Source organism: Ideonella sp. A 288, from assembly GCF_002198735.1.
In the GTDB taxonomy this organism is placed as follows: domain Bacteria; phylum Pseudomonadota; class Gammaproteobacteria; order Burkholderiales; family Burkholderiaceae_C; genus Pseudaquabacterium.
In genome coordinates, this window is the sequence record NZ_MWLO01000065.1 from 104,177 (window position 1) to 125,304 (window position 21,128).

The 21,128-nt window shown below is 71.2% G+C and carries 19 protein-coding genes and 1 riboswitch; of the genes, 7 read left to right on the forward strand and 12 right to left on the reverse strand.

Going from position 1 to position 21,128, the window contains the following annotated elements:
- Window position 1: 1 nt before the first annotated feature.
- The 9 genes from epsF to EOINJALH_RS04405 form a co-directional block, all read right to left on the reverse strand.
- Window positions 2-1,420, reverse strand: coding sequence for a chain length determinant protein EpsF (gene epsF, locus EOINJALH_RS04365; protein ID WP_088279094.1), 1,419 nt, complete (start codon window positions 1,418-1,420; stop codon window positions 2-4).
- Window positions 1,421-1,475: 55 nt separating this feature from the next.
- The gene (locus tag EOINJALH_RS04370; protein ID WP_088279095.1) at window positions 1,476-2,648 is read right to left on the reverse strand and encodes a glycosyltransferase; all 1,173 of its coding nucleotides are present in this window, start codon (window positions 2,646-2,648) and stop codon (window positions 1,476-1,478) included.
- On the reverse strand, window positions 2,635-3,456 hold the full coding sequence (locus EOINJALH_RS04375) for a sugar transferase (RefSeq protein WP_234413651.1): 822 nt from the start codon (window positions 3,454-3,456) through the stop codon (window positions 2,635-2,637). Before EOINJALH_RS04375 ends, EOINJALH_RS04370 begins: the two co-directional genes overlap by 14 nt.
- Before the next feature lie 228 nt (window positions 3,457-3,684).
- Window positions 3,685-4,869 carry a class I SAM-dependent rRNA methyltransferase gene (locus tag EOINJALH_RS04380; protein WP_088279097.1) on the reverse strand — a complete coding sequence of 395 codons (1,185 nt, stop codon included), beginning with the start codon at window positions 4,867-4,869 and terminating at the stop codon, window positions 3,685-3,687.
- 63 nt (window positions 4,870-4,932) lie between these two features.
- Window positions 4,933-5,865: a tyrosine recombinase XerC gene (locus tag EOINJALH_RS04385; protein WP_088279098.1), complete on the reverse strand. Its 933-nt coding sequence runs from the start codon at window positions 5,863-5,865 to the stop codon at window positions 4,933-4,935.
- A 7-nt stretch (window positions 5,866-5,872) separates the two neighbouring features.
- Entirely contained in the window at window positions 5,873-6,550 is a 678-nt protein-coding gene (locus EOINJALH_RS04390; RefSeq protein ID WP_234413652.1) for a DUF484 family protein, read from the reverse strand.
- Window positions 6,547-7,401, reverse strand: coding sequence for a diaminopimelate epimerase (gene dapF / locus EOINJALH_RS04395; protein ID WP_088279100.1), 855 nt, complete (start codon window positions 7,399-7,401; stop codon window positions 6,547-6,549). Before dapF ends, EOINJALH_RS04390 begins: the two co-directional genes overlap by 4 nt.
- A gap of 45 nt (window positions 7,402-7,446) precedes the next feature.
- Window positions 7,447-8,331, reverse strand: coding sequence for a lysophospholipid acyltransferase family protein (locus tag EOINJALH_RS04400; RefSeq protein WP_088279121.1), 885 nt, complete (start codon window positions 8,329-8,331; stop codon window positions 7,447-7,449).
- Window positions 8,331-9,218 carry a lysophospholipid acyltransferase family protein gene (locus tag EOINJALH_RS04405; protein ID WP_088279101.1) on the reverse strand — a complete coding sequence of 296 codons (888 nt, stop codon included), beginning with the start codon at window positions 9,216-9,218 and terminating at the stop codon, window positions 8,331-8,333. The genes EOINJALH_RS04400 and EOINJALH_RS04405 overlap by 1 nt, the downstream gene beginning before the upstream one ends.
- Window positions 9,219-9,394: 176 nt before the next feature.
- On the opposite strand from EOINJALH_RS04405, the gene metK reads away from it, so the two are divergent.
- On the forward strand, window positions 9,395-10,576 hold the full coding sequence (gene metK, locus EOINJALH_RS04410; RefSeq protein WP_088279102.1) for a methionine adenosyltransferase: 1,182 nt from the start codon (window positions 9,395-9,397) through the stop codon (window positions 10,574-10,576).
- Window positions 10,577-10,857: 281 nt separating this feature from the next.
- On the opposite strand, the gene EOINJALH_RS04415 is transcribed toward metK, so the two are convergent.
- Window positions 10,858-11,793 (reverse strand): MBL fold metallo-hydrolase, encoded by a 936-nt coding sequence (locus tag EOINJALH_RS04415; RefSeq protein ID WP_234413653.1) that lies wholly within the window; start codon window positions 11,791-11,793, stop codon window positions 10,858-10,860.
- 103 nt (window positions 11,794-11,896) lie between these two features.
- Here EOINJALH_RS04415 and EOINJALH_RS04420 point away from each other — a divergent pair, with 103 nt between their 5' ends.
- Window positions 11,897-12,628, forward strand: a complete 732-nt coding sequence (locus EOINJALH_RS04420; protein WP_088279104.1) for a site-2 protease family protein — start codon at window positions 11,897-11,899, stop codon at window positions 12,626-12,628.
- 13 nt (window positions 12,629-12,641) lie between these two features.
- Window positions 12,642-13,736, forward strand: a complete 1,095-nt coding sequence (locus EOINJALH_RS04425) for a DNA glycosylase AlkZ-like family protein (RefSeq protein ID WP_088279105.1) — start codon at window positions 12,642-12,644, stop codon at window positions 13,734-13,736.
- A gap of 28 nt (window positions 13,737-13,764) precedes the next feature.
- Here EOINJALH_RS04425 and EOINJALH_RS04430 read toward each other — a convergent pair whose 3' ends face one another.
- Together EOINJALH_RS04430 and EOINJALH_RS04435 are read right to left on the reverse strand one after the other, a co-directional pair.
- Complete coding sequence (locus tag EOINJALH_RS04430) at window positions 13,765-14,946, reverse strand: YbfB/YjiJ family MFS transporter (protein WP_088279106.1); 1,182 nt, start codon at window positions 14,944-14,946, stop codon at window positions 13,765-13,767.
- Window positions 14,943-15,767: an HAD-IIB family hydrolase gene (locus EOINJALH_RS04435; protein ID WP_088279107.1), complete on the reverse strand. Its 825-nt coding sequence runs from the start codon at window positions 15,765-15,767 to the stop codon at window positions 14,943-14,945. Before EOINJALH_RS04435 ends, EOINJALH_RS04430 begins: the two co-directional genes overlap by 4 nt.
- A 173-nt stretch (window positions 15,768-15,940) precedes the next feature.
- Here EOINJALH_RS04435 and ppk2 point away from each other — a divergent pair, with 173 nt between their 5' ends.
- The 4 genes from ppk2 (at window position 15,941) to EOINJALH_RS04455 (ending at window position 21,121) form a co-directional block, all read left to right on the forward strand.
- Window positions 15,941-17,110 (forward strand): polyphosphate kinase 2, encoded by a 1,170-nt coding sequence (ppk2, locus tag EOINJALH_RS04440; RefSeq protein ID WP_234413654.1) that lies wholly within the window; start codon window positions 15,941-15,943, stop codon window positions 17,108-17,110.
- 85 nt (window positions 17,111-17,195) lie between these two features.
- Window positions 17,196-17,268, forward strand: a riboswitch (S-adenosyl-L-homocysteine riboswitch).
- 72 nt (window positions 17,269-17,340) lie between these two features.
- On the forward strand, window positions 17,341-18,789 hold the full coding sequence (ahcY, locus tag EOINJALH_RS04445) for an adenosylhomocysteinase (RefSeq protein ID WP_088279109.1): 1,449 nt from the start codon (window positions 17,341-17,343) through the stop codon (window positions 18,787-18,789).
- 1 nt (window position 18,790) lies between these two features.
- Window positions 18,791-19,630, forward strand: a complete 840-nt coding sequence (metF, locus tag EOINJALH_RS04450) for a methylenetetrahydrofolate reductase [NAD(P)H] (protein WP_088279110.1) — start codon at window positions 18,791-18,793, stop codon at window positions 19,628-19,630.
- A gap of 219 nt (window positions 19,631-19,849) precedes the next feature.
- Complete coding sequence (locus EOINJALH_RS04455) at window positions 19,850-21,121, forward strand: malonyl-CoA decarboxylase (RefSeq protein ID WP_088279111.1); 1,272 nt, start codon at window positions 19,850-19,852, stop codon at window positions 21,119-21,121.
- The last annotated feature ends 7 nt before the right edge of the window (window positions 21,122-21,128 follow it).

Consider the following 21,128-nt stretch of genomic DNA (forward strand, 5'->3'; position numbering starts at 1 on the left):
GTCAGTGCTGCACGATGCGTTGGGCCAGCGCCAGCCCGTCGAGCGAGCGGCCGCCGTGGGCCCGACCCCGGCCGTGGGGCAGCGCCGGCAGCCACTCGAGCAGCGGCAGTTGCAGGCCGTCGAGCACGTCGTCCTCGGTGCGCAGCACCGGGTGCAGTGCCTCGCGCCACAGGCAGGCCACCACCCCCAGCAGAAGGCCCAGCGCCGCGCCCAGCGCCAGGTTCAGCGTGCGGCGAGGGCTGGCCGGCCGCGGCTGCGGCGTGGCAGTCTTGAGCACCGAGACGTTGGTCTGCGTGAGCTGGCTCTCGACGCTGGTCTGGCTCTGCCGCGAATACACCGCGTCGTAGGCCCGCTGGGCGTTGTCCACGTCCTTGGCGAGCACGCTGAGGTGGTCGCGCTGCTCGCGCAGCTGCACCACCCGGGCCCGCTGCGACTGCAGGGCCAGGCGGGCCTGTTCGAGCCGCGCGCTGTTGACGGCGTGGCTGACGCCGATGCCGCCCACCAGCCGGCGCGTCTCCTGGTCGATGCGGTGGCGCAACTGTTCGACGTTGGCGCGCAGCTCCAGCACCTGCGGGTGCTGCTCGCCCAGCCGGGCCAGCAGTTCGTCCAGCCGCGCCTCCTGGCGGGCGAGGTCGGATTTCAACCCGGACACCACGCCGTTGCCCAGCACCTCCTGCATGCGGTCGGGGCTGGCCGTGGCCTGGCCGACGCGGCTCTGCGTGTCGCTGGACGCGCCTTGCAAGCCGATGAACTGGGTGGCCAGCTCGGCCAGCTTGGCGTTCTCGACATCGATGCGCTCGTCGCCGGCGGTGATGCCGCTGTCGCGCTGGAAGTCGGTGAGGCGGGCCTGCGCCTTGTCCAGCTCGGCCCGCAGGGTGCGGGACTGCTGGTCGAAGAAGTTGTTGTAGAGCTTCGCGGGCTCGACCTTCAGCTCCAGCGTGGTGTCGATGAAGGCGCGGACGAAGGCATTGGCCACCGCAGACGAGAGCCCGGGCTCGGGGGTGGTGGCCACGACGGTGAGCACGTTCGACTCGCGGCCCGGCTTGGCCTCGATGGCGGCCAGCAGCTGGCCGGCCAGCCACGCGGCCTGGTCGACGCCCTCGTGCGCCTGCTGCTGCCAACGGGCCTGGAAATGCGCCTGCTGCCCGGCATCGAGGTAGGCGGCGGCCTTCGTCGCGACACGCTCGCTTTGCAGAATATCGACCTGCGTGGCCATGTAGCCCGACAGGGCCATGCCGGGCAGCAGCAGGCCGGCCACCGGGTCCGGCGACTTCACGTCCAGCACCACCGCGGCCGACGACGAATAGGCGCGGGGCAGCAGCGCCGTCACCGCGGCGGCCAGGCCGGTGACCAGCGCCGCCACGCCCAGGCCCAGGGCCCAGCGGGCACGCAGCACCAGCAGCAGGCGGGTCAGCAGCATGGCAGCCCCGCCAGATGGTGGCGCGACACGCGCGCCTGCTGGGCCGTTGCGGCGTTCATGGCGTCGCGCCAGGGGTCGGCGCCCCGGTGCCGATGGCCTGCCACAGGCGGTGCCTGAAGCCGTCTTCGCCGAAGCGCTGCAGGGCCACCTGCTGCGCGGCCTGGCCGATTTGCCGGCGCAAGGCGGGTGAATCGACCAGGCTGCCGATGCGCTGCAGGAACTGGCCCAGGTCGGCGCACAGGTAGCCGGTAACGCCGTCGACGATGACGCTGCGGTGCACCTCGGTGTCGAGCGCCACGCAGGCCAGGCCCACGGCCATGGCCTCGGCCAGGCGGATCGGAAAGCCGTCCTCGTCGCAGGTGGCCACATAGACCCACGCCGCACCCAGCCGCACGGCGCGCGACTCGTCGGTGGAACTCTCGAACTGGCCGATGCCGGCGGCGCGCATCGCGGCTGCGGCCTCGGGCTGCGCCCTGCCGACCCAGTTGAAGCCAAAGCCCAGGCGCTCGTCGCCCAGCAGCACCGCGATGCGCACGAAACGGTCCACCGCCGCTCGCGGGCCGGACAGGTTGCACGACACCAGCAGCGGCCGCAGGGCCTCGCGCACCGGCGTGTCGAAGAACACCCCGGGCACCGGACATTCGATCAGTTCGACCGCCACGCCAGCGATCGGCGAGGCCAGGCGGGTCTCGGCCCGCAGGTTGACGATGACCTGCGGCGCACAGTGGCCCAGCCCCATCTGCATCAACCACCCGATGAGCGCGCGCAAGGGCCGGGCGCGCAGCAGCGGGCCGGTCCAGTGCGGCGACAGGTACACGCGCACGGAGCGGTCGCCGCTGTCGCGCAGCAGGCGCATGGCGGCCAGGCCGGGCAGCAGGCCATGCAGATGCAGCACCGCGGGCGGTTCGTCCGCCGCCAGGCTGCTGAGCGCGTGGTACAGCGACCGACTGCGGCCCCAGCGTGAGCTGCTGTCGGGCACCGGCACCCGCCGCACGACGTCCGGCAGACCGGGTACGTGCTCGCGGCCGACCTCGTCGTCGACGTAGACCACGGCCTGCGGCGTGCCGACCGCCGCGAGCGCCTGCACCGTAGGCAGCAGGAAGCTCAGCACCGGCACGGTGAGGCGCCCGACGACGTGCACGGTCAGCCCGGCGGCTGGCGCGCTGCGCGGCCCCGCGCCGTGCAAGGCCAGGGCGCCGGGGGCGCTGAGGGCATCAGCTGGCGCCATGGCCAGTCAGCACCACTCGGACGGTGCGCAGGAGGATCTTCAGGTCGAGCAGCAGGCTGGCGTTCTCGACATACTGGCGGTCGAGCGCCACCCGCTGCGCATAGGTGGTGGTGTTGCGACCGCTGACCTGCCACAGGCCGGTGATGCCTGGGTTGACGCTGATGTAGTGCCAGCGCACGGCGTCGTAACGCGTCAGCTCGGGGGGCGTGACCGGGCGTGGCCCGACCAGGCGCATCTCGCCGCGCAGCACATTGACCAGTTGCGGCAACTCGTCCAGGCTGGTCTTGCGCAGGAACCGGCCGATCGGGGTGATGCGAGGGTCTCGGGCCAGCTTCTGGTCCCGCTCCCACTCGGCGCGGGCCGCCGGGTCGTCGGCCAGCAACTGGGCCAGCAACTGCTCGGCGTCTCGGCGCATGGTCCGGAACTTCAGGCATCGGAACAGGCGCCCCTCCCGGCCGACGCGGAAGTGGCCGAAGAACACCGGCGCGCCATCCGTCCTCCAGATCATCCAGATGATTGAGAGCATCACGGGGCAGATCAGCAGCAGGATCAGCAGCGCCGCCAGCTGATGCAGCGCCGTCTGGCACCGATCGGCCAGTCGGCCGAGGGCCATGTCGACACGCGGCGGCACCAGGGATGCCGCCAGGAAACTCGAGACTTCCATATCGTCCTCCGTGACGTTGTCGCCAGAAGACGTCGCAAGTTCCAGGCCACTTTCGAGAATCACCCTGATGGTGCGGTCGCGCGTCAAGCCTGGGCATCTACGCTTGACAAAGTGTGTTTCCTGCCCGTCAACCGTGCGATTCACGCAAAGTGAGCGCACATCTCCCGCACGGCACGGTGCGCGCCTGACAGGCAATGCACCTGGCCATCTCCCAGGCTGGTGCGCCGGTGCATGGCCGGCCGGCCTATCACTCGAAGGCGGGTGGGCTTGGCCGCAGAGGGTGCGGCAGCGCTCCCAAGGAAACGTGGCTTTGCCACTGTCCTTGATCGCCGCAGGGGGCGGACACCGTATGTCGTCGGCCCGTGAGGGCTCTCAGGCGGTCTTCAGCAGCGCCAGGCCCTTGAGGTACTCGCCCTCGGGGAACTCGATCGTCGTGGGGTGATCACAAGCACTTTCCAGGCGCTGCAGGATCGCGGCATCGACCCCGGCATCCAGCCCGGCGCCCGCGACGATCTTGTGGAACAGCCCGGCGTCGATGCCGCCCGAGCACGAGAAGGTGAGCAGCAGCCCGCCCGGCGCCAGCAGTTTCAGCGCAAGGCGGTTGATGTCCTTGTAGGCGCGCGACGCTCGGTCGGCATGTGCGGCGCTGGGCGCGAACTTGGGCGGATCGAGCACGATCGCGTCGAAGCCGGCGCCCGACTCGAGCGACGCGCGCAGGTGCTGGTTGACGTCGGCATCGACCCAGGTGCAGGCCGCGGGGTCGAAGCCGTTGCGCTCGACGTTGCGCCGCGCCTGCTCGAGCGCCGGGCCGGACGAATCGACGCTGGTCACGTCGGTGGCGCCGCCGGCCAGCGCGGCCACGCTGAAGCCCCCCGTGTAGCTGTAGCAGTTGAGCACGCGCCGGCAGCCGAACTGGCGCACCCACTGCGCAAAGCGCTGGCGGTTGTCGCGCTGGTCGAGGTAGTAGCCGGTCTTGTGGCCCTTGGCCACGTCCAGCCCCAGCACCCGGCCGTGCTCGGTGATGCTGAGCTCGGTGGCGCCGTCGCCGCGCAGCCAGCCCGCCCGCGGCTCCAGACCCTCCAGGCCGCGCACGCCGACGTCCGAGCGCTCGTACAGCCGCGCCAGACCGGTGATGGCGCACAGCCGATCGGCAATCACCGCGCGCCAGCGCTCGGTGCCGGCGGCCAGGAACTGCGCACTGAGCACGTCGCCGTAGCGGTCGACGATGAGGCCGGGCAGGCCATCAGCCTCGCCGTGCACCAGGCGCATGCCGTCGCTGGCGATGGCCAGGCGCGCGCGCAGGGCGATGGCGCGGCGCAGGCGGCGGTCGAAGAAGGCCTCGTCGATGCGCTCGGCCTCGTCGAAGCTCCAGGCCCGCACGCGGATCTGCGAGGCCGGGCTGAACGCCCCCCAGGCCAGGAAGCTGCCGTCGTGGGCCTCGACGCGCACGGTCTCGCCGGCGTCGCCGCCGCCCCGGGCGATGCTGCCCTGGAACACCCAGGGGTGGCGGCGCTGCAGCGAGCGCTCCTTGCCGTCGCGCAGTGTGATGGTCTTCATGCGGGGGATTTTCGCCTCGCGGCGCCTCGGCCGGCGCTGAAGCGCCGGGCCGGCGGTGCGGCGTCAGCCGCGGCGCTTGGCGCGCGGGTGGGCGGCGTCGTAGACACGCGCCAGGTGCTGGTGGTCGAGCTGGGTGTAGACCTGGGTGGTGGCGATGCTGGCGTGGCCCAGCAGCTCTTGCACCGCGCGCAGGTCGCCGCTGGACTGCAGCAGGTGCGACGCGAAGCTGTGCCGCAGCATGTGCGGGTGCACGTGGGTGGGCAGGCCGGCCGACTGCGCCAGCGCGCCCAGCCGCGAGCGCACCTGGCTGGCCGACAGCCGCGTGCCGCGCTGGCTGACCAGCAGCGCCGGCTCGTCGGCCCGGGCCATCTCGCCGCGCAGCGCCAGCCAGCGCGACAGCGCCACCAGCGCTGGCCCGCCCACCGGCACGCTGCGGCGCTTGCGGCCCTTGCCCAGCACGTGCACCGTGGCATCGGGCGCATCCACCCAGCCGGCGGCGGTGTGGGAGGCGACGGCGTCCAGCCCCACCAGCTCGGCCACGCGCAGGCCACAGCCATAAAGCAGCTCGACGATGCACTGGTCGCGCGCCGCGAGCACGGGCGAGTCGGTGGGCGGCGCCTGCTGGGCCAGCGCCACCGCCTGGTCGACCGCCAGGGCCTTGGGCAGTGGCTTGGGCGCCTTGGGGGCGCGGATGCCGTCGACCGGGTTGTGCGCCACCAGGCCTTCGCGGCCCCACCAGCGGTACAGCCCGCGCCACGCCGACAGCGTGAGCGCGATGCTGCGCGGCCCCAGCCCCTGCTCGCGCAGCCGCGCCGTCCAGCGGCGCACGTGGTGGGGCTGCGCCTCGCGCAGCGGCAAATCGTCGCGCGCGGCGGCCGCAGCCAGCGTGGCCAGCGCGCTGCGGTAGAGCACCAGCGTGCGCGCGGCCACCCGGCGCTCCACCGTCAGGTGCCGGACGTAACGCTCGAGCTCGTCGTCCAGCGCCGCGGCGGCCATGCCCGGGTCAGTCGTTGGGCAGCAGCCGCGACAGCGCGGCGCTGGCGATCTCGCCGATGCGCAGCAGGAACTCGGTGCCCATGTCGGCGGTGTAGCGTGACGCGTCGGACGAGGCCAGCACCAGCAGGCCGATCGAATCCTGGCCGCCGGCGCGCAGCGGGATCAGCGCGGTGGACAGCACGGTGTCGGGGTCGTCGAGCCACTTCATGGCCTCGAAGCCCGAGTTGACGCCGCAATAGGGCAGCGTCAGGCTGGCCGCGAAGGCGCGGGTGTCGGGGGTCACGTCCTGCGTGAAGGGCAGGCCGTCGAAGGAATCGTCGACGCCCCACAGGCGCAGCGCGGCCTGCGGGATCAGGAACTCGTGGCGCAGCGTGCGCAACAGCACCTCGGGCAGCGCGGCCGGCGCCGAGGTGAGCAGGATCTCGCGGGTGATGCGGTGCAGCCGCTCGGCGATGGAGACGTTCTCCTGGCCGTGGCGGATCATCTCCATGATCTTCTGCTCGAGGCCCTTGATCTTCTCGCGCAGCATTTCCATCTGCCGCTCCTGCAGCGAGACGGCGCGCTGGCCGTGCGGGCTGGTGAGCTGCACGCTGGCCAGCAACTCGGCATGGCGCTCGAAGAAGCCCGGGGTGTTGGCCAGGTAGTTGGCCAGGTCCAGCTCGGTGATGCCACCAGTGATGCTCACAGTTCGATCTCCCCTTCGAATACGGTTTCCGCGGGCCCGGTCATGCGCACGGTGTCGTCGTCGCCGGGCCATTCGACGGTGAGCACGCCGCCGCGGGCCTGCACGTCCACCTTGCGGTCGAGCCAGCCCAGGCGGATGCCGGCCACCACCGCCGCACAGGCGCCAGTGCCGCAGGCCAGGGTCTCGCCGGCGCCGCGCTCGAACACGCGCAGGGCCACCTGCTGGCGCGACACCACCTGCATGAAGCCGGCGTTCACCCGGCGCGGAAAGCGCTGGTGGGTCTCGATGCGCGGGCCCAGTTCGGTCACCGGCGCCTCGCGCACGTCTTCCACGCGCTGCACGGCATGCGGGTTGCCCATCGACAGCACGGCCACTTCCACCTTGCGGCCCTCGCCCACGTCGAGCGGCCAGCGCTCGAAGCCGCCCTCGCGGCGCGCCTCGAGCCCGCTGGCGTCGAAGGGCACGCGGTCGAGTTCGAAGATGGGGCGGTTCATGTCGACGGTGACGCGGCCGTCGTCCTGCAGCCGCAGCTCGAGCAGGTTGTTGACGGTCTCGACGCGCACCTGCCGCTTGGTGGTGAGGCCGCGGTCGTGCACGAAGCGCACGAAGCAGCGGGCGCCGTTGCCGCAGTGCTCGACCTCGTCGCCAGTGTTGTTGAAGATGCGGTAGCGGAAGTCGACGCCGTCGGTGCGGCTGGGCTCGACCTGCAGGATCTGGTCGGCCCCGACGCCGAAGCGCCGGTCGCCCAGGCGGCGCAGCTGCGCGGCCGTGAGCTCGACGGGCACGTGCGTGGCATCGATGACGACGAAGTCGTTGCCGGCGCCATGCATCTTGGTGAATCGCAATCTCATGGGCAGATTATCGGTGCGTCGCTGCGGGTGGACAGGGGGTGAAAGTCAGTACAAGGGCGGCTGGCCTTCGGGCCGGGTCTTGAAGCGCCGATGCACCCACAGGTACTGCGACGGGTTGCGGCGGATCTCGTCCTCGATCCAGCGGTTCATGCGGCGGGCGGCGGCCTCGTCGTCGTCGCCGGGAAAGTCGTCCCAGGGCGGCAGAAAGCGCACGCGGTAGCCCTGGCCGCCCGGCAACATCTCGGCCACCACCGGCTGCACCACCATGCCCAGCGAGCGCGCCATGCGCGCCGGCGCCAGCAGCGTGGCCGCGGGCACGCCGAAGAAGGGCACGAAGGCCGCGTCGCGGGCGCCGAAATCCATGTCGGGCAGGTTGAAGAAGGCCCAGCCCTTGCGCACCGCCCGCACCAGCGGCAGGGCCTTTTCGCTGCGCGCGAAGACCTGGCCCTGGCCGAAGCGCAGCCGGCCGCGGCGCATGGCCTCGTCGAACACCGGGTTGCTCTGCGCCTGGTAGATGGACGCCACCATCTTCTTCTGGAACAGCTGGGTGCTGGCGCCGGCCACGTCCAGCGCCACGAAGTGCGGCACCAGCCACATCACCGGCCGCTCGCTGCGCTCGGCCAGGCCAACGTCGCCCTCGACCTGGATCAGCCGCTTCAGCCGCTCGGGCGACGCATGCCACAGCAGGCCGCGCTCGAGCAGGCTGCGGCCCAGCCAGCCGAAGTGCTCGCGCACCAGCGCCCGGCGGGCGGGCTCGTCCAGCTCGGGCATGCACAGCTCGAGGTTGCGCAGCGCGACGCGGCGGCGCGAGCCGGCCAGCCGGTGCATCAGCCGGCCGAACCCCCGGCCCAGCGCGGCCTGCACGCCCAGCGGCAGCCGCTGCAGCCCCCACAGCAGCGCCAGCAGCGCACGCGCCAGCACGCGGGACATCATGCGCCCTCCCCGGCGCCGGCCGCCACCTGGGCGCGCGGCTGCTTGAAGCGGTGGTAGCCCCACAGGTACTGGCCCGGGCGCTGGCCGATCAGGCGCTCCATCTCGCGGTTGATGGCGGCGGCGCAGGCCACCTGCCAATGGGCCTCGTCGCCGGCACGCTCGGGCAGTGTCTCCGTGGGCAGCGACACGCGCAGCACGAAGCCCTGGCCGCGCGGCAGGCGCTCGGCCCAGATCAGCAGCAGCGCGGCACCGGTCTGCTGCACCAGGCGGGCGGCCAGCGTCATGGTGTAGGCCGGCCGGCCGTAGAACGGCGCCCACACCCCCATGCCGTCGGGCGGCACCTGGTCGGGCAGCAGGCCCACCGATTCGCCCTTGCGCAGCGCGCGGATCATCTGGCGAACGCCGGCCAGTGCCGCCGGCGCAGTGGCCAGGCCCGGCCGGGCGCGGGTGGTCTCTTCCAGCTCGCGCAGCCAGGCCTGGCGCGCGGGGCGGTACATCGCGGTCAGGCAGGTGCGGTCGCCGAAGCGCTCGGCAATGGCCTGGGCACAGACCTCGAAGCAGCCCAGGTGCGGCGTGAGCAGCACCAGCCCGCGGCCGGACAGGATGGCCGCGTCGATGAGTTCTGCGCCTTGCCAGCGCACCACGTCGCCCAGCGGCCGATCGGCCGGACGCAGCCAGAACCAGGGCAGTTCGGCGGCCATGTGCCCGGCCGAGGCCACGGCCTCGCGCCGCTGCGCCGGGCTGAGGCCGGCCAGCGCGGCGTGCTGCTGCAGGCGCCCGCGGTAGCTGGGCGACAGGCCGTAGGCCAGCCACCCCAGCAGCCAGCCCAAGCGTTGCAAAGTTCGCAGGGACAAGCGGGCGGCGACGCGGATCAGGAACTGCATGCTTCTTATAATCTGGCGGATCGCCGAGTTAAAGGACAACTTGCGGGGCGATCGTGCAGCGATTCAGGCTGCACCGGGCCGGCAACGGACCGCCAAATACCGCTAAAGCGTTCGCCGCACACCCCCAGCTTCTGGAACCGGCGACGCAGGTTTCACTGCAACCCTGGAGTGTATAAGTGGCGAACGACTTTCTCTTCACCTCGGAATCCGTCTCCGAAGGCCATCCCGACAAGGTGGCCGATCAGGTTTCCGATGCCATCCTCGACGCGATCTTCGCGCAGGACCCGCGCTCGCGCGTGGCCGCCGAGACGCTGTGCAACACCGGCCTCGTGGTGCTGGCGGGCGAGATCACCACCAACGCGCACGTGGACTACATCCAGGTGGCGCGCGACACCATCAAGCGCATCGGCTACGACAACACCGAGTACGGCATCGACTACAAGGGCTGCGCGGTGCTGGTGGCCTACGACAAGCAGAGCAACGACATCGCCCAGGGCGTGGACCACGCCAGCGACGACCACCTGAACACCGGTGCCGGCGACCAGGGCCTGATGTTCGGCTACGCCTGCGACGAGACGCCCGAGCTGATGCCCGCGCCGATCTACTACGCGCACCGGCTGGTCGAGCGCCAGGCGCAATTGCGCAAGGACGGCCGCCTGCCCTTCCTGCGGCCGGACGCCAAGAGCCAGGTGACGATGCGCTACGTGGACGGCAAGCCGCACAGCATCGACACCGTGGTGCTGAGCAGCCAGCATGCGCCCGAGTACAGCCTGGGCCACAAGATGACCGACGCCTTTTACGAGGCGGTGCGCGAAGAGATCATCAAGCCGGTGCTGCCGAAGGAATGGCTCACCGCCGACACCAAGTACCTGATCAACCCGACCGGCCGCTTCGTCATCGGCGGTCCGCAGGGCGATTGCGGCCTGACCGGCCGCAAGATCATCGTCGACACCTATGGTGGCGCCTGCCCGCACGGCGGCGGCGCGTTCTCGGGCAAGGACCCGAGCAAGGTCGACCGCTCGGCCGCCTATGCCGCGCGTTACGTGGCCAAGAACATCGTCGCCGCCGGCCTGGCCAAGCAATGCCAGATCCAGGTGGCCTATGCCATCGGCGTGGCCAAGCCGATGAACGTGACGGTGTACACCGAAGGCACCGGCAAGATCTCCGACGAGCGCATCGCCGCCATCGTCGGCGAGGTCTTCGACCTGCGCCCGAAGGGCATCATCCAGATGCTCGACCTGCTGCGCCCGATCTACACCAAGACCGCCGCCTACGGCCACTTCGGCCGAGAAGAGCCCGAGTTCACGTGGGAGCGGACGGATAAGGTCGCGGTACTCCGTGACCTTGCCGGGCTGTAAGTCCGGCCCGCGCGACAGCGCGGATCCGGCTGCGGGCTGCGCTCATATCGCTTCAGCGATGTGAGCGCGGACCAAAAGACGAATAAGGTCGCGGTCTTGCGCGACCTTGCCGGGCTGTAAAGCCCGGCCCGCGCGGCAGCGCGGATCCAGTCGCGGGCTGCGCTCATATCGCTTCAGCGATGTGAGCGCGGACCAAGGTACGGACAAGGTCGCGGTCTTGCGCGGCCTCGCCGGGCTGTGAGGCCAGCCCTCCGCGACCGCGGGACTCCGTCCCGTCCGACTCACCGATCGACCACCACCCCGTCCTCGATCCCCAACGCCCCGCTGCCCACCAGCTCACCCACCAGCGCATCGCACCAAGCCTGCGGCGACTCGGTCAACGCGCGCCCGTGCAGGTCCCACAGCGCGGCAAACAGCGGCGCCGCCGCCGTCCAGTCGCGCAGCGCTGCAACCGCCTGCCTGCGCTCCTCCATCAGGTGGTACTTGATCAGCACCTTGGCCGCATGGCGGGCATGCCGCGCCGGCTCGGCCACATAGTTGCGCAGCCGCGAGCGGGCCCGGGCCAGCGCCGCCGCCACGTCGCTGAAGGGTGCCCCGTGGCCCGGCACCACCACCCGCACCGGCAGGCGCTCGATGGCGTCGAGCACCGAGGCCACGTCGTCGAAGCCGGGCTCGCCGACCAGTTCCGGAAACACCAGCCCGAAGCCGTGCTCCCACAGCGCATCGGCCGAGACCAGCACACCTCCAGCGGGGTCGAACAGCATCACCGAATCGGGGTCATGGCCCGGGGCGGGCAGCACCTCCCAGCGGCGACCGCCGGCACGCAGCACCTCGCCCGGGCGCAGCAGGCCCTGCGGTGCGAAGCGGTCGCAGCGCTGGCCGGTGGCCTGGTGGCTGAGCTGGCCGTCGTCCCAGTTGGCCACGGCCTCGGCCTGGCCCGGCGGGATCAGCAAGGCCGCGCCGAACTCGCGCTGCAGCACCGCATTGCCGCCGCAATGGTCCGAATGCAGGTGCGTGTTGACGACGGTGGCCAGCGGCTGCCCCTGCAGCGCATGGCGCACCAGCGCCAGCGTCTGGTCGACGTGGTTGACGTGGCTGGTGTCGACCAGCACCGCGCCGGGCTCGTCGCCCGCGGCGTGGATGAGCAGGTTGTTCGACGACAGCCAGCCGCGCTCCAGCACGGTGAGGCCCTGCAGCGCGTCGGTCGGATTCGGCATGCGCGGCATTGTCGCCGGCAGAGTCCGCTGTCTGCTCCGCAAGGGCGCCGCAAGGGCGCCGCAAGGGCGCCGCACCCTGGCGCTGCCACAATCGTGCCAGTCCATGATCAAGATCCTCCTGCTCCTGCTGTCCGGCGCCAAGCTCGGCAAGCTGTTGACCAGCGGCGGCACCATGCTGCTGTCGCTGGTGGTGTACGCGTTCATCTACGGTTGGCGTTATGCGGCGGGGTTCATCGCCTTGCTGTTCGTGCACGAGATGGGGCACTACGTGGCGGCGCGCCAGCGCGGGCTGGACGTGGGCCTGCCCACCTTCATCCCCTTCATCGGCGCCTGGATCGAGTTGAAGCAGTTGCCGCACGACGCCGAGACCGAGGCCTACGTGGGCCTGGGCGGCCCGCTGATCGGCACACTGGGCGCGCTGTTGGTCTATGTGCTGGCGCGGGCCTGGCAGATCGACTGGCTGCTGGCCGTGTCGTACGCGGGCTTCTTCCTCAACCTGTTCAACCTGATCCCGCTGTCACCCTTCGACGGCGGGCGCATCACCGCGGTACTGAGCCCGCGCATCTGGCTGCTGGGCGTGCCGATCCTGGGCGCGGTGTTCCTGTGGCGGCCCAGCCCGATGCTGCTGCTGGTGGCGCTGATTGCCGCGCCGCAGGTGTGGAAGGCCATCCGCTACCGCAGCGACAGCGCCGAGGCGCAGACCTACTACGCGGTGCCCACGGCGCAGAAGTGGGGCTACGGCCTGTTCTACGTGGTGCTGGCCGGCTTCCTGGCCGTGATGACCTACGAAGTGCACGACCTGCTGATGGCCCTGCGGCCGGCGCGGGGCCTCTGAGCAGGCACCCACCATGGCCGCGCGCGCGCCCACGCTCGACGACCTGCGCCGCTTCGCGGTGGCGCGCACCCTGTTCGCGCCGACCACGCTGCCCCGGGCCATCCAGCGGCTGGGCTTCGTGCAGGCCGACCCGATCCGTGCCCCTGCGCGGGCGCAGGACCTGACGCTGCGGCACCGCGTCAAGGACTACCGGGCAGGCGACCTCGAGCAGCGCTACCCGCGGCTGGCGGTCGAGGAAGACTTCTTCGTCAACTACGGCTTCCTGCCGCGCGACACGCAGGCACTGATGCACCCGCGCACCGCGCGCACGGTCTGGCCCAAGGCGCGATGGGCGCAGGCCCACGCGGTGCTGGAGTTCGTGCGGGCGCATGGCGTGGTGCACCCGCGCCAGGTCGATGCGCACTTTGCGCACGGCAAGGTGCGCAACTGGTTCGGCGGCTCGACGAACGCCAGCACGCAACTGCTCGACGGCATGCACTTCCGCGGCCTGGTGCGCATCGCCGGCCGCGAAGGCGGCGTGCGGCTGTACGCGGCGCGCGACCCGCACGAGCCCGCCGCCGATCCGGCCGCGGCGATGGACGCCCTGGTGGACGTGGTGGTGGGCAAGTACGCGCCGCTGCCGGCCACCACCTTGGGCCAGCTCGTCGCGCGCCTGGTGATGGGCGCGCCGCAGTGGGGCCCGCTGCGCAAGGCCGCGCTGCAACGCGCCAAGGCCCGGCTGCCGCGGGCCCGTGTCGACGGCATCGACTGGTACTGGCCCGACGGCGAGAGCCCCGCGTCGCGCCGCCATGCCCGGCCCGACGAGGTGCGGCTGCTCGCCCCCTTCGACCCCATCGTCTGGGACCGCCTGCGCTTCGAGCGGCTGTGGGGCTGGGCCTACCGCTTCGAGGCCTACACGCCGGCGCCCAAGCGCGTGCGCGGCTACTACGCGCTGCCCCTGCTGTGGCGCGACCAGGTCATCGGCTGGGGCAACCTGGCGGTGCAGGGCGGCGCGCTGCGGGCCGACCTGGGCTACGTGGCGGGCCGGCCGCCGGGCGACGCGAGCTTCCGGCCCGCACTGGACGACGAACTGCAGCGCATGGCGGTGTTCCTCGGCCTGGCTCCCTGAGCACGGCGGCGCGACGCCGCGCAGCGCGTCAACCCGGCCCGAAGGCCCGCTGGCGCGTCGCCAGCACGGCCCCCAGGGCCAGCACCGCGGCGCTGCAGCCCAGCCCGCGCAGCAGGCCGCCAGGCCCGTCAGCCACCCAGCCGACGACCACCGGCCCGACGATCTGGCCGGCCGCGAAGACGATGGTGAAGGCCGAGATGCCCGATGGCCAGGACGCCGCCGGCAGGTTGTGCCGCACCAGCGCGGTGGTCGATGCCACCACCGACAGGAACACGCTGCCGAACAGCAGCCCCGAGGCGAACACCGCCACCGGGTGCGGGCTCCACACCGGCAGCGCGGTGGCCAGGGCCAGCAGGCCGTTGAGCACGGCCATCGGCAGGCCGCCGCGCTGGCGCTGCAGCAGCCCGGCCCACAGCCACGACGAGGCCACCACGCCGGCGCCCAGCAGCACGTAGAACGCCGTGATCACGCCGCTGGCCATGCCCTGCTCGCGCAGCAGCGTGACGATGAAGGTCATGTAGCCGATGTACCCCAGCCCGAACATCAGGTAGCCGGCCAGGCCGAAGGCCATCGGCGCCAGGCGCACCGGCCTGCGCGCCGCCGATTCCGTGGGCGGGGCCTCCAGGGGCCGCGTCGTGGCCGCGGTGGCCGCCGTCGCCAAGGCGGCCAGACCGCCGAGCGCCACCCAGGCCACCGACCAACCCAGGCCGCCGGGCACCACCAGCCCGGGCACCACCAGCGCCGACCCGACGATGCCCAGGCCGGTGCCGCCGTAGTACAGGCCCAGCACCAGGCCGGAGCGCCCGGCACCCGCCGGGCCGGTGGCCAGGCGCGCGGCCAGCACGCCGCCGCCGACGAAGCTGGCAGCGCTGCACAGCCCGGCCGCCAGGCGCAGGGCGAACAGCGCCGCGTCGTGGCGCACCAGGCCGTGCCCGGCCAGCACGATCGCCGCACCCAGGCCGCCGGCCAGCATCAGCCGCCGCGCATCGAATCGCGCCATCGCCACCGGCATGGCCAGCGCACCGAGCAGGTAGCCGGCGGCGTTGACGGTGTTCATGGCGCCGGCGGTGACGTAGCTCCAGCCCAGGTCGGCGCGCATCGGCGGCAGCAGCAGCGCATACGAGAAACGCGCCAGGCCCAGCGACACCGCGGCGGCCAGCGCCAGGCCCAGCGCGCAGCGCAGCAGCGCCGCGTCGCGTGCGTCAGTCATCGGGCGCCGGTGGGTCGGGCGGCCAGCAGCGCATCGGCCGCGTCGGCAAAGCCCTGGCCGCGCTCGCCCGCGGTGACGTAGGCCGGCAGCACCGACAGCCGCGGCACGAAGCGGGCGATGTTGGCCACGCCCACCGACAGCGGCACATGCTCGAACATCAGCTGGTCGTTGGTCGAATCGCCCACGTAAAGCCACTCGGCCGGGTCGAAGGGCACGCCCACCGCCTGCTCGACCGCCCAGCGCGCCGCCGACCACTTGCTGTGCTCGCCGATCCAGCCATTGACGTGGATGGAGCTGACGGTGGCGGTGAGGCCGTGCCGGCGCATCACCTCGACGACCTGGGCGATGCGGGCCTCGTCGAGCGCAGCGAACTCGCTGTGGTCGACCGCGATGTCGGTGAGCCGCCCGACGCTGTCGCGGGCCAGCGTGGCGCCCGGCACCTCGGCCAGCACGGCCGCGGCACAGGCCTGCAGGCGCCGCGCCCGCTCGGCGCGGGTGGCGGCGTCGGCGGTGAAGTCGTGGCGCAGCGCGGCATCCACCCGGCGCAGCATCACCGCGCCGTTCTCGGCCACGATGGCCGCCACCGGCCACTGCATCGCGAAGGGCTCGCTCCACCCCGCCGGCCGGCCGGTGATGGCCACCACGGGCACGCCGGCTGCCGCCAGGCGCTGCAGCGCTCGCAGGGCCACGGGCTCGATGGCACCGTCGCGCGTGAGCGTGTCGTCGATGTCGGTGAGCACACCGCGCAGCGCGACCAGGCGGTCGACCGGCACCTCGCTCCAGGGGCGCAGGCGGTCGGCCGATGCTCGTGCGCAGTGCATGCGAGCAGTCTCCCACAGCCCACCGCGATTGATGCCGATCAACGCTTGCGGTGCCACCGCGGCAGGAAGATCATGGGGTCATACGCCTGTCACACGAGGAGCCCATGGCCAAGGAATCCCCTGCCCCGACCCCCCCTGCCAAGCCACGGGCACGCGCAGCCGCGAAGCAGCCGGTGGCCAAGCTGCCGGAGGCCAGCGCGCCGCCCGCCAAGGCAGCGACGCCACGCCGCCCGGCCAGGGCCCCCAGGCCGGTCGAGGCCGGCGACACGCCCGCGTCGCTGACCCGCCGTGACCTCGAGAACGACCGTGTCTCGCGGGCCATGACGCGCGCGCAGACGCGCCAGTCGATGGCCCTGGCCGACCTTCTGGCCGGCCACGCCAAGGGCGACCCGTCGGGCTCGGTGATCACCGAGTTGCAGACCCTGATGGACGGCGCCTCGCCCGACGACCGCAAGGCCCTGCGCCGCCTGCTCACCGAGACCGACCAGAACGCCACGCCGACCAAGGACGCCGACATCGAACTCGCCCCCGGTTGGCGCGAGGGCGGCTACCCGTATCGCAACCTGCTGTCGCGCCGCTCTTACGAGAAGCAGAAGTACCGCCTGCAGGTCGAACTGCTCAAGCTGCAGGCCTGGGTGAAGGACACCGGCGCACGCGTGGTGGTCATCTTCGAGGGCCGCGACGCCGCCGGCAAGGGCGGCACCATCAAGCGCTTCATGGAACACCTCAACCCCCGCGGTGCGCGCGTGGTGGCCCTCGAGAAGCCCAGTGAGGTCGAGCAGGGCCAGTGGTACTTCCAGCGCTACGTGCAGCACCTGCCCACCCGCGGCGAGATCGTGATGTTCGACCGCAGTTGGTACAACCGCTCGGGCGTGGAGCGCGTGATGGGCTTCTGCAGCCACGCCGAGTACGACGAGTTCCTGCGCCAGGCGCCGGAGTTCGAGCGCCAGTTGGTGCGCTCGGGCGTGCACCTGTTCAAGTTCTGGTTCTCGGTCAGCCGCGCCGAGCAGCGCCGCCGCTTCAAGGAGCGCAAGATGCATCCGCTGAAGCAGTGGAAGCTCAGCCCGATCGACATGGCCTCGCTCGACAAGTGGGACGACTACACCCGCGCCAAGGAGGCGATGTTCCTGCACTGCGACACGTCCGATGCACCGTGGACGGTGATCAAGAGCGACTGCAAGAAGCGCGCGCGTCTCAATGCGATGCGCTACGTGCTGCACCGCCTGCCCTATGCGAAGAAAGACCTCGACACGCTGGGCGCCGTCGACCCGCTGATCGTCGGCCGCCCGTCGCTGGTGCCCAGCCGGGGCGACGACCAGCTGGCCTCGGCCGGCGTCGGCTGATCGACGGAACACCCGTGACATCGGCCCGCTTCTCGGCCGATGCACGGGCAGCGCCGACGCGCCGTCGCTGCTAACATCTGCGCCTGGTTTCGAGGAGCGTTGCAAGGCCGCCAGGCCCCAGGCTCGAAACCGCTTCATTGCAACCGCGCTCACCCGCATGTCGGTCGTGGGTGGGCTGTGTCCAGATCGCGACCTGTGCGGGTTCCATTGCCCTACGGAGCCTCTCGATCATGAACGCTGTCCTGAAGCCGCTGCAAGCCAGCGATTACGCCATTGCCGACCTGTCGCTCGCCGACTGGGGCCGCAAGGAACTCCACATCGCCGAAAGCGAAATGCCGGCGCTGATGGCCATCCGAGCCGAGTACGCCAAGACCCAGCCGCTGAAGGGCGCGCGCGTCACCGGTTCGCTGCACATGACCATCCAGACCGCCGTGCTGGTGGAAACGCTGCAGGCCCTGGGCGCCGAGGTGCGCTGGGCCTCGTGCAACATCTTCTCCACCCAGGACCACGCCGCCGCGGCGCTGGTGGCCCAGGGCACGCCGGTTTTCGCCTACAAGGGCGAGAGCCTGAAGGACTACTGGGACTACACGCACCGCATCTTCGAGTTCGGCGCCAAGGGCACCGAGGGCGAAGGCCCGAACATGATCCTCGACGACGGTGGCGATGCAACGCTGCTGATGCACCTGGGCAAGCGCGCCGAGAAGGATGCGTCGCTGATCGCCAACCCGGGCAGCGAGGAAGAGCGCGAGCTGTTCGCCGCCATCAAGGCCAAGCTGGCCGTCGACTCGACCTGGTACTCGCGCAAGGGCGCGCAGATCATCGGCGTGACCGAAGAGACGACCACCGGCGTGCACCGCCTGAACGAGATGTCGGCCAAGGGCACGCTGATGTTCCGCGCCATCAACGTCAACGACTCGGTCACCAAGAGCAAGTTCGACAACCTGTACGGCTGCCGCGAGAGCCTGGTCGACGGCATCAAGCGCGCCACCGACGTGATGATCGCCGGCAAGATCGCCGTGGTCGCCGGCTATGGCGACGTGGGCAAGGGCTCGGCCCAGGCGCTGCGCGCCCTGAGCGCCCAGGTGTGGGTGACCGAGATCGACCCCATCAACGCGCTGCAGGCGGCGATGGAAGGCTACCGCGTGGTCACGATGGACTGGGCTGCCGACAAGGCCGACATCTTCGTCACCGCCACCGGCAACAAGGGCGTCATCACGCACGACCACATGGCCGCGATGAAGCACAACGCCATCGTCTGCAACATCGGCCACTTCGACAACGAGATCGACATCGCGTCGGTCGAGAAGTACCAGTGGGAAGAGATCAAGCCGCAGGTCGACCACGTGATCTTCCCTGGCGTGGACGGCAAGCCGGGCAAGCGCATCATCATGTTGGCCAAGGGCCGGCTGGTGAACCTGGGCTGCGGCACCGGCCACCCCAGCTACGTGATGTCGTCGAGCTTCGCCAACCAGACGATCGCGCAGATCGAGCTGTTCACCCACCAGGACTTCTACGAAGTGGGCAAGGTCTACGTGCTGCCCAAGCACCTGGACGAGAAGGTGGCGCGCCTGCAGCTGAAGACGCTGAACGCCCAGCTGACCGAGCTGAGCGAGGAGCAGGCCGCCTACATCGGCGTGCCCAGGCAGGGGCCGTACAAGCCGGACAGCTACAGGTATTGAGATGGGCGCGGACAGCCGACCCAAGCTCAGCATCGAGTTCTTTCCGCCCAACACCCCGGTCGGGAGCGAGAAGCTCAAGGCCGTGGTGCATGAACTCTCGGTGCTCCAGCCCGAGTTCTTCAGCGTCACCTATGGCGCTGGCGGGTCGACGCGCGACAAAACGCTGGCCACCGTGCGCGACATCGCGGCGGCCGGCTTCGAGGCCGCGCCGCACCTGTCGTGCGTGGGCTCCACTCGAGAGGGCATCGCCGAGATCCTGGCCGGCTACCGGGCCCAGGGCATCCACCGCCTGGTGGCGCTGCGGGGCGACCTGCCCAGCGGCACCGCGGTGGCCGGCGAGTTCCGCTACGCGGCCGAACTGGTGGCGTTCATCCGCGAAACCCAGGGGCGCGACTGGCACATCGAGGTGGCTGCGTACCCTGAGTACCATCCGGAACAGCGTTATGCCAGGCGCGACCTGCAGCACTTCGCCGACAAGATGAAGGCGGGGGCCGATTCGGCCATCACGCAGTTCTTCTTCAACCCGGACGCGTACTTCCACTTCGCCGAACAAGCCCGGGCGCTGGGTGTCGCCGCGCCGATCGTGCCGGGCATCATGCCCTTCCACAACTACGCCCGGGTGGCGCAGTTCGCGGCGCGCGACGGCATCGAGATCCCGCGCTGGGTGGCCTTGAAGATGGAAGGCTACATGGACGACGCCGCCTCGATCCGCGCCTTCGGCCTGGACGTGATCACCGCGCTGTGCGAGCGCCTGCTGGCCGGCGGCGCGCCGGGGCTGCACTTCTACGCGCTGAACCAGTCGGCGCTGACGCTCGAGATCGGCCGGAGGCTGGGCTACTGAACGCGCGGCCGCCCGCGCCATCGCAAGCTGCGGCGCCCCGGTCAGCGATGGCCGGGGCGCCGTTTTTTCATGCGCACGCGCACGGCCCAACCGGGTGATCCGCCGGATGTCGACGGCGCCGTGGTCGCATTACAGTGCAGCGCATGGCCGACCCGATCCCACCGCGGAGCAGTGCCCTCCAAGAGGGCGTGAACCAACCGCAGATGCCGCGCCGGCACCATGGCTGAAGCGCTGCGCTCGCTGCTGCTCGACTGCCGCCGGCTGCTGTCCGAGCGCGGCGAGGCCAATGGCCCGACGATCGCCGCGGGCATCGTCGCCCGGCTCGACCAGCTGCCCGATGAACTCCGTTGGCGCTTCTTCGACAGCCTGGCCCGCGACTTCAGCCCCGACCCCAAGAAGGTGCTCGCCGCCGCCCTCGCCTATTCGCAGGCGCCCACCGACGCCGAGCACCTGATCCGCCTGACGCAGGTGGCCGAGCCGCCGCGGCAGGAGCTGTTCCGGCGCCTGAACCGCGCCCCCGGCGGCACCGCGGCCATCGTGCGCCTGCGCCTGCGCCTGCTCGAACGGCTGGGTCGCCACGCCTCGCTGGCCGGTGTCGAGCACGACCTGCTGCACCTGCTGTCCAGCTGGTTCAATCCCGGCTTCCTGCAGATGCGCAAGGTGGACTGGAACTCGCCGGCGCAACTGCTCGAGCAGATCATCCGGCACGAGGCGGTGCACGAGGTGGACGGCTGGGACGACCTGCGGCGCCGGCTGCAGCCCGACCGCCGCTGCTTCGCCTTCTTTCACCCGCAGTTGCCCGACGAGCCACTGATCTTCGTCGAGGTGGCGCTGGTGCCCGAGATGGCTGGCGCCATCGCACCGCTGATCGACAAGAAGTCGCAACCGCTGCCGCCCGAGCAGTTCAAGGTGGCGGTGTTCTATTCGATCAGCAATTGCCAGCCCGGGCTGCGCGGCGTGTCGCTCGGCAACTTCCTGATCAAGCGCGTGGCCGAGCAGCTCAAGCGCGAGCTGCCGCAGCTCAAGACCTTCTGCACGCTGTCGCCGATCCCCGGGTTCATGGCCTGGCTGCACAAGGCGCGCGACGGCAGCGGCATCGCCGGGCTGACCCCGGCCGCCAACGAGCGCACCGCGCAGGCCCTGGGCCAGTTGCGCGCGGCGGCGGGCGACGAGCTCGGCGCCCTCGGCAGCGCAACCGCGATGGCCGCATTGCCGGCCGCCGCGCACCATGCGCTGTGGCGCCTGGCCGCGCTGTACCTGGTGCACCAGTCGCCCACGCCCAGGGGCGACCCGGTGGCCCGCTTCCACCTCGACAACGGCGCGCGGCTCGAGCGGCTCAACGCCCAGGCCAACCTGTCGGCCAAGGGGCTGAAGCAGTCGGCCGGCCTGATGGTCAACTACCTTTACGACCTGGGCCGTGTCGAGACCTGCCACGACCGTTTCGTGAAGGGTCGGGTGGTACATTCCCGCGCGATTTCCTCGCTGCTGTAGACCTATA

Bases quoted from the DNA above. Each gene is read 5' to 3' on its own strand.
- EOINJALH_RS04430 (WP_088279106.1), bottom strand. From the start codon at position 14,946: ATGACTGACGCACGCGACGCGGCGCTGCTGCGCTGCGCGCTGGGCCTG.
- EOINJALH_RS04405 (WP_088279101.1), bottom strand. From the start codon at position 9,218: ATGCAGTTCCTGATCCGCGTCGCCGCCCGCTTGTCCCTGCGAACTTTG.
- EOINJALH_RS04400 (WP_088279121.1), bottom strand. From the start codon at position 8,331: ATGTCCCGCGTGCTGGCGCGTGCGCTGCTGGCGCTGCTGTGGGGGCTG.
- EOINJALH_RS04420 (WP_088279104.1), top strand. From the start codon at position 11,897: ATGATCAAGATCCTCCTGCTCCTGCTGTCCGGCGCCAAGCTCGGCAAG.
- EOINJALH_RS04415 (WP_234413653.1), bottom strand. From the start codon at position 11,793: ATGCCGAATCCGACCGACGCGCTGCAGGGCCTCACCGTGCTGGAGCGC.
- epsF (WP_088279094.1), bottom strand. From the start codon at position 1,420: ATGCTGCTGACCCGCCTGCTGCTGGTGCTGCGTGCCCGCTGGGCCCTG.
- dapF (WP_088279100.1), bottom strand. From the start codon at position 7,401: ATGAGATTGCGATTCACCAAGATGCATGGCGCCGGCAACGACTTCGTC.
- EOINJALH_RS04455 (WP_088279111.1), top strand. From the start codon at position 19,850: ATGGCTGAAGCGCTGCGCTCGCTGCTGCTCGACTGCCGCCGGCTGCTG.
- EOINJALH_RS04380 (WP_088279097.1), bottom strand. From the start codon at position 4,869: ATGAAGACCATCACACTGCGCGACGGCAAGGAGCGCTCGCTGCAGCGC.
- EOINJALH_RS04425 (WP_088279105.1), top strand. From the start codon at position 12,642: ATGGCCGCGCGCGCGCCCACGCTCGACGACCTGCGCCGCTTCGCGGTG.
- metF (WP_088279110.1), top strand. From the start codon at position 18,791: ATGGGCGCGGACAGCCGACCCAAGCTCAGCATCGAGTTCTTTCCGCCC.
- EOINJALH_RS04385 (WP_088279098.1), bottom strand. From the start codon at position 5,865: ATGGCCGCCGCGGCGCTGGACGACGAGCTCGAGCGTTACGTCCGGCAC.
- EOINJALH_RS04370 (WP_088279095.1), bottom strand. From the start codon at position 2,648: ATGGCGCCAGCTGATGCCCTCAGCGCCCCCGGCGCCCTGGCCTTGCAC.
- ahcY (WP_088279109.1), top strand. From the start codon at position 17,341: ATGAACGCTGTCCTGAAGCCGCTGCAAGCCAGCGATTACGCCATTGCC.
- EOINJALH_RS04435 (WP_088279107.1), bottom strand. From the start codon at position 15,767: ATGCACTGCGCACGAGCATCGGCCGACCGCCTGCGCCCCTGGAGCGAG.